General features: G+C 63.4%; 11 protein-coding genes and 1 pseudogene. 7 read left to right on the top strand and 5 right to left on the bottom strand.

The window, feature by feature from the left end:
* The first annotated feature begins 126 nt into the window (after nucleotides 1–126).
* From OVY48_RS20815 to OVY48_RS20805, 3 genes are read left to right on the top strand one after another with little or no spacing between them, the layout of a single operon-like run.
* Nucleotides 127–1,287 carry a TolC family protein gene (locus tag OVY48_RS20815; protein ID WP_313924288.1) on the top strand — a complete coding sequence of 387 codons (1,161 nt, stop codon included), beginning with the start codon at nucleotides 127–129 and terminating at the stop codon, nucleotides 1,285–1,287.
* Nucleotides 1,288–1,291: 4 nt separating this feature from the next.
* Nucleotides 1,292–2,461, top strand: coding sequence for an efflux RND transporter periplasmic adaptor subunit (locus tag OVY48_RS20810; protein WP_313924287.1), 1,170 nt, complete (start codon nucleotides 1,292–1,294; stop codon nucleotides 2,459–2,461).
* A gap of 3 nt (nucleotides 2,462–2,464) precedes the next feature.
* On the top strand, nucleotides 2,465–5,638 hold the full coding sequence (locus tag OVY48_RS20805) for a CusA/CzcA family heavy metal efflux RND transporter (RefSeq protein ID WP_313924286.1): 3,174 nt from the start codon (nucleotides 2,465–2,467) through the stop codon (nucleotides 5,636–5,638).
* A gap of 39 nt (nucleotides 5,639–5,677) precedes the next feature.
* Here the strand turns inward: OVY48_RS20805 and hppD are convergent, their stop codons facing one another.
* Nucleotides 5,678–6,721 carry a 4-hydroxyphenylpyruvate dioxygenase gene (gene hppD / locus OVY48_RS20800; RefSeq protein ID WP_313924285.1) on the bottom strand — a complete coding sequence of 348 codons (1,044 nt, stop codon included), beginning with the start codon at nucleotides 6,719–6,721 and terminating at the stop codon, nucleotides 5,678–5,680.
* Nucleotides 6,718–7,590 carry a phenylalanine 4-monooxygenase gene (gene phhA, locus OVY48_RS20795; RefSeq protein WP_313924284.1) on the bottom strand — a complete coding sequence of 291 codons (873 nt, stop codon included), beginning with the start codon at nucleotides 7,588–7,590 and terminating at the stop codon, nucleotides 6,718–6,720. Before phhA ends, hppD begins: the two co-directional genes overlap by 4 nt.
* Nucleotides 7,591–7,684: 94 nt before the next feature.
* On the opposite strand from phhA, the gene OVY48_RS20790 reads away from it, so the two are divergent.
* On the top strand, nucleotides 7,685–8,155 hold the full coding sequence (locus OVY48_RS20790) for an Lrp/AsnC family transcriptional regulator (RefSeq protein WP_313924283.1): 471 nt from the start codon (nucleotides 7,685–7,687) through the stop codon (nucleotides 8,153–8,155).
* A gap of 142 nt (nucleotides 8,156–8,297) precedes the next feature.
* Here OVY48_RS20790 and trmFO read toward each other — a convergent pair whose 3' ends face one another.
* Nucleotides 8,298–9,641: a methylenetetrahydrofolate--tRNA-(uracil(54)-C(5))-methyltransferase (FADH(2)-oxidizing) TrmFO gene (gene trmFO / locus OVY48_RS20785; RefSeq protein ID WP_313924282.1), complete on the bottom strand. Its 1,344-nt coding sequence runs from the start codon at nucleotides 9,639–9,641 to the stop codon at nucleotides 8,298–8,300.
* Between the two features lie 411 nt (nucleotides 9,642–10,052).
* Between trmFO and OVY48_RS20780 the strand changes: the two genes are divergently transcribed.
* Nucleotides 10,053–11,225: an AIPR family protein gene (locus OVY48_RS20780; protein ID WP_313924281.1), complete on the top strand. Its 1,173-nt coding sequence runs from the start codon at nucleotides 10,053–10,055 to the stop codon at nucleotides 11,223–11,225.
* 101 nt (nucleotides 11,226–11,326) lie between these two features.
* Here OVY48_RS20780 and OVY48_RS23920 read toward each other — a convergent pair.
* Nucleotides 11,327–11,522 (bottom strand): annotated as a pseudogene (locus OVY48_RS23920) (cation:dicarboxylate symporter family transporter); the annotation flags it as partial.
* A gap of 85 nt (nucleotides 11,523–11,607) precedes the next feature.
* Here OVY48_RS23920 and OVY48_RS20775 point away from each other — a divergent pair.
* Both OVY48_RS20775 and OVY48_RS20770 read left to right on the top strand, forming a co-directional pair.
* Complete coding sequence (locus OVY48_RS20775) at nucleotides 11,608–11,931, top strand: type II toxin-antitoxin system RelE/ParE family toxin (RefSeq protein WP_313924280.1); 324 nt, start codon at nucleotides 11,608–11,610, stop codon at nucleotides 11,929–11,931.
* Nucleotides 11,932–11,934: 3 nt separating this feature from the next.
* Nucleotides 11,935–12,216 carry a helix-turn-helix domain-containing protein gene (locus OVY48_RS20770; RefSeq protein WP_096062883.1) on the top strand — a complete coding sequence of 94 codons (282 nt, stop codon included), beginning with the start codon at nucleotides 11,935–11,937 and terminating at the stop codon, nucleotides 12,214–12,216.
* A 10-nt stretch (nucleotides 12,217–12,226) separates the two neighbouring features.
* On the opposite strand, the gene OVY48_RS20765 is transcribed toward OVY48_RS20770, so the two are convergent.
* Nucleotides 12,227–13,534, bottom strand: a complete 1,308-nt coding sequence (locus OVY48_RS20765) for a dicarboxylate/amino acid:cation symporter (protein ID WP_096062882.1) — start codon at nucleotides 13,532–13,534, stop codon at nucleotides 12,227–12,229.
* Nucleotides 13,535–13,674: the final 140 nt, after the last annotated feature.

The raw sequence follows: 13,674 nt of genomic DNA, 5'->3' as shown, positions 1-13,674 counted from the left end.
GGCGTCGCGGTTCCTTTCTCGTTGATTTCAGGAATTATCTTCATTAAACGCATCCTTGCGGCCTGTCTGGCCGTGTCGTGCTGCACCAGCGCCTTCGTGGCGCGGGCGGACGAACCATCTTTTACCTTGGCGCAAGCGCTAGAACGCGCGGGTGCGACATCGCCCGCCATCGAAAGCGGCGCGGCGGGCGTGCTGGTCGCGCAGGCGGCGCGCACCGTGGCGGGGCTGCGGCCCAATCCCGAACTGAATATCCAGACCGAAAATGTCGCGGGCAGCGGCGACTATCGCGGCTTTCGCAGCGCCGAGACGACGGCGCAGGTCACGCTGCCGCTGGAACTGGGCGGCAAGCGGCCGGCGCGGGTTGCGTTGGCCAATGCGCAGCAGGATCGCGCGCAAATCGAGCAGGCGGTGATTGCCGCCGACCTGCGGCTGGCGGTGACGCAAGCCTATGTCACTGCCGTTTCGGCGGTGGAGCGGGCGAGCGTGGCGCAGCGGCAGGTGGCGATTGCGGCGGAAGCGCTGCGGTCGGCGCAGGTGCGCGTGCGGGCGGGGCGTGCCTCGCCTTTGGAGGCGCAACGGGCCGAACTGGCGCATCTCAATGCGCAGGCAACGCAGGAACAAGCCGAACGGTTGGCGAATGTCGCGCGCGCCAATCTGGGCCGGTTGATCGGCGCGCCAGTAGCAGGCGCGCTAGATTTGCGCTGGTTCGAGACGCTGGCGGCGGCCGGACCGGTCGATCGGGCGGCGGTGCGCGACATGCTGACTGCACGGGCCGCAGCGCTTGATGTGGTGACCGCCGACGCGCAAGTGCGGCTGGCGGGCGCACAACGGGTGCCTGACCTGCAATTGTTCGCTGGCCCTCGCCGCCTGTCGGGCAGCAACGACACTGCGTTGCTGATGGGCATCAACATCCCCTTGCAGATATTCGACAATGGCGGCGCGGCGCAGGCGCAGGCGCGGGCCGAACGGCAACGCGCCGACGCGACCCGGCGGATGACCGAAATCCAGCTCGACCAGGCCATCGCTTCGGCAGACGCGGAGGTCGCCAATGCCGAAACCGCCGCACGCATCGCCAGCGGCCCGGCGCTTGCCGCCGCGCAGGAGGCGGCGCGGATCGCGCGCATCGGCTATCGCGAGGGCAAGTTCGGGCAGATCGACCTGATCGAAGCCGAACGCGCGCTGCTCGACACCCGCATGGCCGCGATCGATGCGCTGGCCACCTATCATGATGCTTCGGCGCGCCGCGACCGGCTGGTCGCCCCGGCATCCTTGTTCGTGAAAGATTGATCCGATGAGACAATGGACATTATCGGCGGCCTTGCCGCTGTTCCTGCTGCTGGCCGCCTGTGGCGAGACGGCACCGCAGAATGAAGCGCATGATGAGGCGGGCCACGCCGAAGACCATGACGAGGAAGGCGAGGAGGATCATGCGGAAGAGGAGGGGGCAATCACCCTGTCCGAAGCGCAGATCCGTAGCGCAGGCATATTGCTGGTGCCGGTCGGCATGGCGGGATCAGGCGGGGCGGCGAGCCTGCCCGCGACGATCGAGGCCGATCCGCAGGGCATGCAGGTGGTGACGGCGGCAGTGGGCGGGCGCGTGGTCGCGCTCCATCGCAATCTGGGCGAGGCGGTGCGGCGGGGCGATCCGCTGGCGGTGATCGAAAGCCGCGAGGCGGCGCAGATGCAGGGCGAGATCGAGGCGGCCCGCGCCCGGCTGGCGCTGGCGCGCAGCAATTTGGGGCGGGAGCAGAGGCTGTTCGCGGAGAAAGTATCGCCCGAACAGGATCTGATCGCGGCGCGCACGAGCGCGACCGAGGCGGGGATTGCGCTGCGGCTGGCGCAGCAGCAACTGGCCGCGACGGGCCGCGCGGGCGGTGGCCTCAACCGCATCAGCCTGCCCTCGCCGATTGGCGGGCAGGTGGTTGGCCGCAGCGCGATGCTGGGGCAGGTGGTAGCGGCCGATACCGAACTGTATCGCGTCGCCAATCTTGGCAAGCTCTCAGTCACCTTGTCGCTGTCGGCGGCCGATGCCGGAACTTTGAGACCGGGCGGCACGGTCACGGTGACCGCGCCAGGGCGCACGGCGCAGGCGCGGATCAGCTTCGTGTCGCCGATCCTCGACGCGCCGACCCGGCTGGTCCCGATCATCGCCACGATCGACAATCGCGACGGGCAATGGCGCGTCGGCGAGAATGTCACCGCCGCCGTCGATCTGCCGTCCAGGGATGGCGGGCGCGCCATCGCCGTGCCGCAGATCGCGGTGCAGACGGTCGAGGGCAAGAGCAGCGTGTTCGTGCGCACCCGCACCGGGTTTCAGGCGGTTCCGGTCGAACTGGGGCCAGTGAGTGGGGATCGCGTCATCGTCACCAAGGGATTGAAAGGCGGCGAGCGGATCGCCGCCACCGGCAGCTTCACGCTCAAGGCCGAACTCGGCAAGGGCGAAGCGGAACATGGGCATTGATCGATGATTGACCGGATCGTCACCTTCGCGGTCGCGCGGCGCTGGCTGGTGCTGCTGCTGACCCTCATCGCCTGCCTCATCGGCGGCTGGGCGCTTCAGCGCCTGCCGATCGATGCGGTGCCCGATATCACCAACAACCAGGTGCAGGTCAATGTCCGCGCGCCGTCGCTCTCGCCCGAACTGGTTGAGAAACAGGTCGCCTTTCCCATCGAAACCGCGCTGTCGGGGATTGAGGGGCTGGAATATAGTCGCTCGCTGAGCCGCAACGGCTTTGCCCAGATCACCGCCGTCTTCACCGATTCCACCGACATCTATTTCGCCCGGCAGCAGGTGAATGAGCGGCTGGCAGGGCTGGCCGAAAGCCTGCCTGCGGGTGTGACGCCGGAAATGGGGCCGATCGCCACGGGGCTGGGCGAGGTCTATATGTGGACCGTCCACCTCGCCCATCGCAAGGATGACCAGCATGATCCGGGCGAGCCGGGGCTGCAACCCGATGGCAGCTATATCACGCCGGAGGGCGAGCGGCTGGTGAGCCAGGCGGATCAGGCGACCTATCTGCGCACCGCGCAGGACTGGATCGTCGCGCCGCTGCTCAAGAACACGCCGGGCCTGGCCGGGGTCGATTCGATCGGCGGCTATGTGAAGCAATTTCAGGTCGTGCCCGATCTGGCGCGGCTGGCGGCGTTGCGGATCAGCATCGACGATCTGGCGCGCGCGTTGGAAGATAATAATAATGCGGTTGGCGCGGGCGTGGTCGATCGCAATGGCGAGGGGCTGGCAGTGCGATCCGATGCGCGGCTGACCGGGGCGGAGGATCTGTCCCGCACCGTGATCGCGACGCGCGAGGGCGTGCCGATCCTGCTGAGCCAGGTCGCAACGGTCCGGACGGGGCAGGCAATCCGCATGGGGTCGGCGTCCGAAAACGGGCGCGAGGTCGTGGTTGGCACGGCGGTCATGCGCGTGGGCGAGAATAGCCGCACCGTGGCATCGGCGGTCGCCCGCCGATTGGAGGAGATCAACGCTTCCCTGCCGACCGACGTCATCGTCCAGCCGGTGCTGGATCGTACCGCGCTGGTGCATTCGACCATCAACACGGTGGCCAAGAATCTGGCCGAAGGCGCGTTGCTGGTCGTCGTCGTCCTGTTCGTGCTGCTCGGCAATTTCCGCGCGGCGCTGATCGCGGCGCTGGTGATCCCGATCACCATGTTGATGACCAGCTTCGGCATGTTGCAGGGGGGCGTGTCGGCCAATCTCATGAGCCTGGGCGCGCTCGACTTCGGCCTGATCGTCGATGGCGCGGTCATCATTGTCGAACATGCGTTGCGGCGGATCGCCGAAGGGCAGCATCGTGAAGGCCGGGTACTGACGCTGGACGAGCGGCTGGCCGTGGTCGTGGGCGCCGCGCGGGAGATGATCCGGCCGTCGGTCTATGGCCAGGCGATCATCATCCTCGTCTATGTGCCGCTGCTGACGCTGACGGGAATCGAGGGCAAGACGTTCACGCCGATGGCGCTGACGGTCATCCTGGCGCTGGTCTGCGCCTTCATCCTGTCGCTGACTTTCGTGCCGGCCCTGCTTGCGGTGCTGTTGTCGAAGCCGGTGGAGGAGAAGGAAGGGCGGATCATGGGCTGGCTCAAGACCCGCTATGAACCCGGCCTCGACAAGGCGATGAAGCGGCCGACCCGGACCATGGGGGTCGCGGTGGCCGCGTTCGTACTGGCGATCGGCGCGTTCCTGACGCTGGGGCAGGAGTTTCTGCCGCAGCTCGACGAGGGCGACATGACCGCGCAATTGCTGCGCATTCCGGGCACGTCGGTCGAACAGAGCCAGGCGATGCAGTTCGATGTCGAAAAGGCGATCGCTACTTTGCCGCAGGTCCGCTTCGTCTTTTCCAAGACGGGGACGGCGGAACTGGCATCGGACCCGATGCCGCCGAATATCTCGGACACGTTCATCATCATGAAGCCGCGTGCGGAATGGCCCGACCCGAAATTGCCCAAGGCGGAACTGGTGGAAGCGGTCGAAAAGAAGCTGGCGGTGCTGCCCGGCAATGCCTTCGAAATCAGCCAGCCGATCCAGATGCGGTTTAACGAACTGATTGCGGGCGTGCGGGGTGACGTGGCGGTCAAAGTCTTTGGCGACGATGCCGATGCGATGGCCCGCACCGCCAATCAGGTCGCGACGATCCTGCGGCGGACGGACGGCGCGGTGGACGTGCGGGTCGAGCAGACCGAGGGGCTGCCGATGCTCGACATCCGCCCCCGGCGCGAGGCGCTGGCGGCGATGGGGCTGTCGGCCAAGGCGGTGCAGGATGTGGTGGCCGCCGCGATCGGCGGGCGTGATGCGGGCATGATCTTCGAAGGGGATCGACGCTTTGCGGTGACGATCCGGCTCGACGATGCGCAGCGGGCCGATATCGAGGCGGTGGGGCAGATCCCTGTGCCGATACCCGATGGCGCCTTCGTACCGCTGGCGAGCGTGGCGGAGATCGCGGTGACGACTGGTCCCAACCAGATCAGCCGCGAAAATGGCAAGCGCCGGATCGTGGTGCAGGCCAATGTGCGCGGGCGCGACGTCGCGAGCGTGGTGGCGGATGCACAGGCGGAGATCGCATCCGATGTGCGCTTGCCGGCGGGGGCCTATCTCGAATGGGGTGGGCAGTTCGAAAATCTGGCGTCTGCGCGGGATCGGCTGTTGCTGGTGGTGCCTGCCTGTTTCGTGCTGATTTTGCTGCTGCTCTACGGAGCATTGGGCAATGTGCGGGACGCGATGATCGTCTTTACCGGCGTGCCGTTGGCGCTGGTGGGGGGCGTGCTGGCGCTGTTTCTGCGGGGCATGCCCTTTTCCGTGTCGGCTGCGGTGGGCTTCATCGCGCTGTCGGGCATTGCCGTGCTCAACGGATTGGTGATGGTGACGGCGATTCAGGAACTGATCGGGCAGGGTATGGACCGGGCGCGGGCGGCGGAGCAGGGGGCGATGCGCCGCCTGCGGCCGGTGGTGATGACCGCGCTGGTCGCCTCGCTCGGCTTCGTGCCGATGGCGCTGGCGACTGGATCGGGCGCGGAGGTGCAGAAGCCGCTGGCGACGGTGGTGATCGGTGGGCTGGTGTCGGCGACGCTGCTGACCCTGTTCGTGCTGCCGACGCTCTATGCGCGCTTCGGTGGGCGGCGGGCCTGACGTCAGGGCAGGGGGCGGTGGTGCCGCCCCCTGTCGCGTTCAGGCATCGACCGACACGACGCCGCGCCGGATCTGGTCGAGCTCGATGCTTTCGAACAGGGCCTGGAAATTGCCGTTGCCGAACCCGTCATTGCCCTTGCGCTGGATGATTTCGAAGAAGATCGGGCCGAACATATTTTCGGTGAAGATCTGCAACAAAATGCCCTCACCATTCTCGACGCTGCCGTCGATCAGGATGCGGTTGGCGCGCAGCCGGGCCAGATCCTCGCCATGGCCGGGGACGCGCCTGTCGACCAGATCATAATAGGTCTCGATCGTGTCCTGCAACCGCACGCCGCGCGCGCGCAATTTTTCGACCGTGTCGTAGATATTGTCGGTGGTGAGCGCGAGATGCTGGATGCCTTCGCCATGATAGTCGCGGATGAACTCCTCGATCTGGCTCTTGTCGTCCTGGCTCTCGTTCAACGGGATGCGGATCGCGCGGTCAGGCGCAATCATCGCCTGGCTGGTGAGGCCGGTCGCCTTGCCCTTGATATCGAAGAATTTCTGCTCCTCGAAGCCGAAGAGGGTGCGGTAAAATTCGCTCCACACCTGCATCTGCCCGCGCCGGACATTGTGGGTCAGATGGTCGAGCAGGTCGAGCCCAACATTGTTCTTCGCTTCCGCTTCCTGCCAGCCGGGGAATTCGGCCCAGTCGGCATAGGGGTCTTGGCCATCGGGCATGAAATAGAGGTAGGAGCCGCCAATGCCCTGGATGACGGTGTCATCCTCCTCGGTCGCCTGCGCGCCATGGTCGAGCGCCCAGCGCATCGCAGCCTGCGGATCGGCGACGCGGAAGGCCATGGCGCTGGCGGAGGGACCATGGACCCCGCGAAAGGCGGCGACGCGCCCGGCATCGTCGCGGTTGAGCATCAGGTTGATGCGGCCCTGCTTGTAGCGGGTGATATTCTTGGTCGGGTGGCGGTGCGTCGGCACGAAACCCAGTTGTTCGAACTGCGCCGCCATCGCCGCCGGATCCGGCGAGGTGAATTCGGCAAATTCGAAGCCGTTGAGGCCCAGGGGATTGTCTATGGTAGCGGTCATTGCGGCTCCTCTTCCTTTTTTATCTTGGCATAGGCCTGCGTGCCGCGGGTGTAGACCCGGTCGGTCGGCAGGATGGTATCGGTGTCGAGATCGGGCAGGCCGTCGAGTTCAGCGTAGAGCGGGGCGAAGTCGGTCTCGACCGTCTGGCGCAGCAGATCTTCGAAACTGTCGATGACGAAATAGCTCTGCTGATAATCGTCGATGCGGTAGCGGGTACGCATCAGCCGTTTGAGATCGAAGCCCAGCCGGTTGGGGGAGGGATCGTCTAGAGCGTAGATGGACTCGCCATGCGACGACACGATGCCCGCGCCATAGAGTTTGAGGTCGTCGCCCTGGCGGAGCAGGCCGAACTCCACGGTGTACCAATAGAGCCGGGCCAGCCGGTCGATGGCTCCCAGACCATCGGCGCGCAGGCCGCCCTGGCCATAGGCCTGCATATAGTCGGCGAAGGCGGGGTTGGCGAGCAGGGGGACGTGGCCGAAGACGTCGTGGAAGATGTCGGGTTCGGACAGATAATCAATCTGGTCGGGCGTGCGCAGGAAGCGCCCGGCGACGAAGCGGCGGTTGGCGAGGTGATCGAAGAACAGCCGGTCGGGGACGAGGCCGGGGACGGCGACGACCTGCCAGCCGGTCAGATTCATCAGCCGTTCGGATAGCTCATCGAAATCGGGGATGCCCGGCCGGGTCATCCGCAGCACGTCCAGCCCGTTCATGAACTCCGCCACGACGCGGTCAGGGAGCATCTGCGCCTGGCGGGCGAAGAGCTTGTCCCACAGCGCATGTTCCTGAGGCGTGTAGGCGGCCCAATCCTGCGGGATCGTCCAGTCCTCGGCGGTGCCTGCGGGGCGCTCTATGTCGGTTTGGGCCATGACGATAATATTGCATGGTTCAAGTGAAAAAGGGTTTCAATCTCCTGCTTTGCTGCGCAATATTGGACATGATTTCATCAAATATGGGCCAGATATGAAACAGGACTATCAGATCGATGCGATCGACCGGCGGATCATCGCCATATTGCAGGCCGACGCCGCCATTCCCCATGCGCAACTGGCCGAACAGGTCGGCGCATCGACCGCCTCCTGCTGGCGCCGGATCAAGGCGCTGGAGGCGGCGGGGGTGTTGACCCGCGCGGTGCGGCTGGTCGATCCCGCCAAGGTTGATCGCGGGGTCAATGTGCTGTGCAATATCCGCATGCGCAGCCATGCCCGCGAACCGCGCAGCGCCTTCGAGGCCTTTGTCGATGAGTGCCCGGAAATCGTCGAATGCTTCTCCATGTCCGGCGAGTGGGACTATCTGTTGCGGGTCGTGGTGGCGGACGTCGCCGATTATAACCAGTTCCTGATGCACACTTTGTTGGCCCAGCCGACGGTGGCGGGGGCGGCTTCGCACTTTGCGCTGTCGACCACCAAATATACCACCGCCTTGCCGGTGTGATCGGTTGTAGCAAAGTGCATTAATCGAAACCTGTGGTTGGCTGTTCCCCGGCGAAGGCCGGGGTCCAGTCCCACGGCCAGAACTGGACCCCGGCCTTCGCCGGGGAACAAGGCTCATAAGTCAGCCTCATTGCAGGATGGCATTAGGCGATCGCCATCTCGCCCATCCACGCGCCGAAGGAGGCGCGGGCGCGGGAGGTATAGGCTTCCTTGCGCTGCTTCTTCTTGACGTCATCCAGCGTCGGGAAGAGGCCGAAATTGACGTTCATCGGCTGATAGTCCGCCGTTGCGACATTGCCCGTCACATGGCCGAGCAGCGCGCCGAGCGCGGTGTCGGCGGGCGGCGGCGTCAACGTCTGACCCAGCAATTCGGCCGCGGCGAAGCGCCCGGCGATCAGGCCGATTGCCGCGCTTTCGACATAGCCTTCGCAGCCCGTCATCTGCCCGGCAAAGCGGATATGCGGGGCGCTTTTGAGGCGCAGCGTGGCGTCGAGCAGCTTTGGCGACTGGATGAAGGTGTTGCGGTGCAGCCCGCCCAGCCGCGCAAACTCGGCGTTCTGGAGGCCGGGGATAGTACGGAACAATTCCACCTGCGCGCCGTGCTTCAGCTTGGTCTGGAAACCGACCATGTTCCAAAGCGTGCCCGACGCATTATCCTGCCGCAACTGCACCACGGCATAGGGCCAGCGGCCGGTGCGCGGATTGTCCAGCCCCATCGGCTTCATCGGCCCATGGCGCAGCGTTTCCGGCCCGCGCGACGCCATCACCTCGATCGGCATGCAGCCTTCGAAATAGGGGGTGTTGGCCTCCCATTCCTTGAACTCGGTCTTTTCGCCGTCGAGCAGCCCCTGGACGAAGGCCTGATATTGCTCCTTGTCCATCGGGCAGTTGATATAATCCTTCCCCTCGCCGCCGCCGGGGCCGATCTTGTCCCAGCGATTGGCCATCCAGCACTGGTCCATGTCGATGCTGTCATGGTGGATGACCGGGGCGATCGCGTCGAAGAAAGCGAGATGCTCCATCCCCGCCGCCTGGCCAATGCTGGTCGCGAGCGCGGGCGCGGTGAGGGGGCCAGTGGCGATGATGGTCATGCCTGTCGTGGGCAGCGTGTCGATCCGTTCACGGATGATCTCGACATTAGGGTGATCGGCCAACGCGCGGGTGACGGCACCGGAAAAGACATGGCGATCCACCGCCAGCGCCGAGCCTGCGGGCACTTTGGCCGGTTCGGCGCTCGCCATGATGAGCGAATCCAGCCGCCGCATTTCCTGATGCAGCAGGCCCACGGCATTTTTGTCGGCATCGTCGGAACGGAAACTGTTGGAGCAGACCAGTTCGGCCAAGCCTTCGGTCTGGTGTGCGGGCGACATGTCCCCGCTGCCCCGCATTTCCGACAGGCGCACCTTGATCCCCGCCTGCGCCAACTGCCACGCCGCTTCGGACCCGGCGAGCCCGCCGCCGATGATATGCACCTGATAGTCTGCCACTGATATTCGCCTTGATGTCGCAATTCTGCCGTTCGGGCCAAGGCCTATAGCCGATGGGCGCGCAGTAGGACAGGGCGGCGTGGGTGGCTTTTGGGGTGGGGTGGCGGGGGGGGTGGTGCTGTGCGAAGCTTGTGAAGTTCACACCGTTGCAGGGTTCGATTTTGCTGGGGTTGGGGTTTGCAGGACGGACTTCGCAATAGGAGGGTTTTTGCGAAGTGTGGGGGCGGCTTCTTTTCCGCGAACGAGGCTGATTTTTACCGAGTGTAGAGGGCAAGGCGAAAAATAAGCAGCATCCCTAATAAGGCCTTGAGAGATGAGGTAAATAAGCCGATAGGAATAAACACGATTCGTTCCGGTCATCCTGGTGGATGCGCCAAGCAGTGGGCGATCGTTAGATGAAAGGAATATGAAATGGCTTCTACTGCCAAGCAAGAGAGCTATACCCTAGAGTATCGTGTCCTTCGGAACATAAGCGCACCCGAAGACGATGCAGATGATCGTAAGGTCTATACCGGACAAGCGCCGGCATCCAGCCTTCTCGACCTTGAAGACGATGAAAACGTCCGAGAATATTTAGTGGAAGCCAAGGGGAAGCAAAAGCACTCTCCCACATTGGTCCATCAGGCTATTCGGAAAACTCTTCGGGACCATCCGGATCAGTTTAATATCCTCAATGGAGGCCTCGTAATCGTGGCGCGGAGTGCAACCGTCGACGATGCGAAAAAGATCGTTCGTCTTGAGAAGCCGAGCATTATTAATGGCTCTCAGACGCAAGGTGAATTGAAGCGCTTCTTTAACGATCATGTAAAAGATGAAACTGGCGTTGATCCAAGCGTTAAGTTTGAACTGATCATAACGAAGGACCGGGATTTGATCGCAGAGATTTCGATCGCCCGTAACTTCCAGAATGACGTTCGCGCAATATCAATCGCTGGTCGTCGTGGGCAGCTTGATGAACTTGAGTCCGCGCTTCAGGCTGTGTATCCAAAGGCTAAGTTACGTAAATCTGAAACTGATCTCACAAATGATGGCGAATACATCGATACAGAAAAGCTGATACAAGTTCTTTTTGCTATTCTTCCGGAAGAAGTTTTGGATAAATTGGACCGCCTTGATAGCGCAAATAAGGTTTTTACTTATTCGCAGAAAACTCGCTGCCTTAAGTTGTTTCAGAATGTTGTCGATAACGGTCCAGTAGAAGTGTATGAGGCCTTCATGGACCTCGCACCTACTGCATGGGGCTTATATGAAAAGTGGAAATCTCATCAGGGCTTCAAAGGAACGCGCATCCGCTCGATCACAAGGGAAGACGGTGTGATAGTAGAAGTGCCAGATGGAGTCATTTTTCCCATTCTAGCGGCCCATTCAGCTTTCGTTGTAAAGCCTAAGAAGAGCGCGTGGGTGATGCGCAAACCCGACGCACTGACAGATGCTGAACTGATCGATGTTGCGAAGCAGGCTTATATGGAGATTGCTGGCAGTAATCCCCAGACGATGGGGAAGAGCAAGGCATGCTACTCCACCCTCCATCAAATCACCTCAATCTTCGCTCGATTGGCGAAGGGCGGTTCCAATCGCGGATAGTTAAGAAAAAGGGCGCCCGTAAGGGTGCCCTTCCCTTTCCAGATTTGTTGACTCCACTCACAGGAGTATCTCGAAATATCACGGCCTTGTATAATTGCCCCTCAAGCCGCCACCAAATCTCGCTGTCCATAATAAGCCGCATCGTCCAATATCCCTCGCGCTTCGCGACGACCACGCTGACCAGCACTTTGCCCGCGACGTGGACCGCTGCGCGGCCTATGTTGAGGATGATGTCGATGGCGAGCAATAGGCCTGCGCCTTCGAGCGGAGTCCGAACGTTGACAGAGTGGGCGTTACGAGGGCGATTGTCACCTCTCCATCTGAAGCGGTCTCCCAGAACACACGACTTGCAAAAATGTATCGAATTTGATACACCCTTGTCATGAAGCGAATTGCGTTTCTTGGGGACAGCCTCGCGCGGCTTCGGGATTTTCCCGATGAGGCGCGGTCGGAGGCTGGCTATCAGTTAAGCGAAGTCCAGAGCGGCCATGATCCTGACGACTGGAAGCCGATGAAGAGCATTGGTCCGGGTGTGCGTGAAATCAGGATCAGGGACAAGTCTGGCGCGTTCCGGGTGATCGATCTGGCGACGGTGGAGGACGTGGTGCTGGTGCTCCACGCCTTTCAGAAGAAAAGCCAGGCGACGGCGCAGAAGGACATTGATCTGGCCGCAAAGCGGTTGCGGGCCTGGGGAGAAAAGGAATAGGCGATGGACATTCAGACATTTGACAGCGTGTTCGACGCCTTGGCCGATACGCCGGTGGAGGCCGCCAATATGAAGGCGCGGGCCGAATTGCTGTCGGCGCTGAAACGGCGCATCCAGGCGTGGGACATGTCGCAGGAAGCGGCGGCGGCGCGATTGGGCATCACGCGCCCGCGCCTGAACGATCTGCTGCGGGGGAAGCTGGGCAAATTTTCCCTCGATGCGCTGGTCAATCTGGCCACGCAATCGGGCCTGACGCTGGAAATCAGGGTCGTCGAAGCGGCATGAGGGGGCTGGCTTATTCGGCCGCCACCAACGCCCCCTCCCCATAATAAGCCGCTTCGTCCAATATCCCCTCGCGTTTCGCGACGACCACGCCGACCAGCACTTGCCCCGCGACGTTGACGGCCGTGCGGCCCATGTCGAGGATGGGGTCGATGGCGAGCAACAGGCCTGCGCCTTCCAGGGGTAGGCCCAGCGTCGAAAGCGTGAGGGTGAGCATCACGACGGCGCCGGTCAGGCCTGCGGTCGCGGCGGAGCCGATGACCGAGACGAGGGCGATCAGGGCATAGTCGAGTACCCCAAGCGGAATGCCGTAGAAGCCTGCAACGAAGATGGCGGCGAGCGCGGGGTAGATCGACGCGCAGCCGTCCATCTTGGTGGTGGACGCGAGGGGAATCGCGAAGGCGGCATAGGCCTTGTCCACGCCGAGCCGTGCGGTGACGGCTTCGGTGACGGGCAGGGTGCCGACCGAGGAGCGCGAGACGAAGCCCAACTGGATGGCGGGCCAGGCCTTGGCGAAGAAGGGCAGGGGCTTGAGGCCATGGGCGAGCAGCAGCGTCGGATAGACGATCAGTAGCACGATGCCGAGGCCCAGATAGATGGCGCCGGTAAAGACGCTGAGCCTTGCGAGTGCGTCCCAGCCATAGGTGGCGACCGCCGCGCCGATCAGGCCCGCCGAGCCGATCGGCGTCAGGCGGATGACCCAGCCGAGCAGCGCGCGCACGACCGCCAGTAGCGAGCGAACGAAGGCGAGGAAGGGTTCGGCTTTCTCCCCGACTTTGAGCGTGGCGAGGCCGACCGCGATGGCGATGACCAGCAGTTGCAGGATGTTGAAGGAGACGCTGGTGCTGGCGGTGCCGTCTGGCGCGATCTTGGTGCTGCCGCTCAGCGCCAGGCTGTTGCCGGGGACGAGACCCTTGAGGAAATCGAGCCAGCCGCCGACCGCATCGGGCTGTTTGGCGGCGAGCGCGGCGGTGCCAAGGCCCATGCCGGGCTGGACGATGATGCCGATGGCAAGGCCGATGCTGACCGCGATGAGTGCGGTGATGGCGAACCAGAGCAAGGTCTGCCCCGCCAGCCGCGCGGCATTGTCGAGCGCGCGCAGATTGGCGATCGACGCGACGATGGCGGCGAAGACGAGCGGTGGGACGATCGCTTTGAGCAGCGCGACGAAGATGGTGCCGACGGTCTGGAGCGCGGTGGCGAGCCAGTTGAGGTCGCCATCCGGCCCCGTGCCCATGGTGCGGGCGAGGAGGCCGAGCGCCAGCCCTGCGACCATGCCGACCAGCACCTGGAATCCGAAGCTGCGATAGGGGAGGGTCATGGGCGCAAATCCTTTGGGCGAACGGCGTAGCATATGGGGGAGTGGCGCGGGATTGCGCGCAAGCAATAGTTGGGCGGGGTTTAGTTTTTGGCGGGGGGTGGTCTTTACATCCTCCCCCGGTGGGGGAGGTGGCAGCACGT

This window comes from Sphingobium sp. SA2, from assembly GCF_032227065.1.
Taxonomy (GTDB): domain Bacteria; phylum Pseudomonadota; class Alphaproteobacteria; order Sphingomonadales; family Sphingomonadaceae; genus Sphingobium.
Note: the sequence above shows the minus strand (reverse complement) of the source record. Positions and strands in the feature narration are given on the sequence as shown.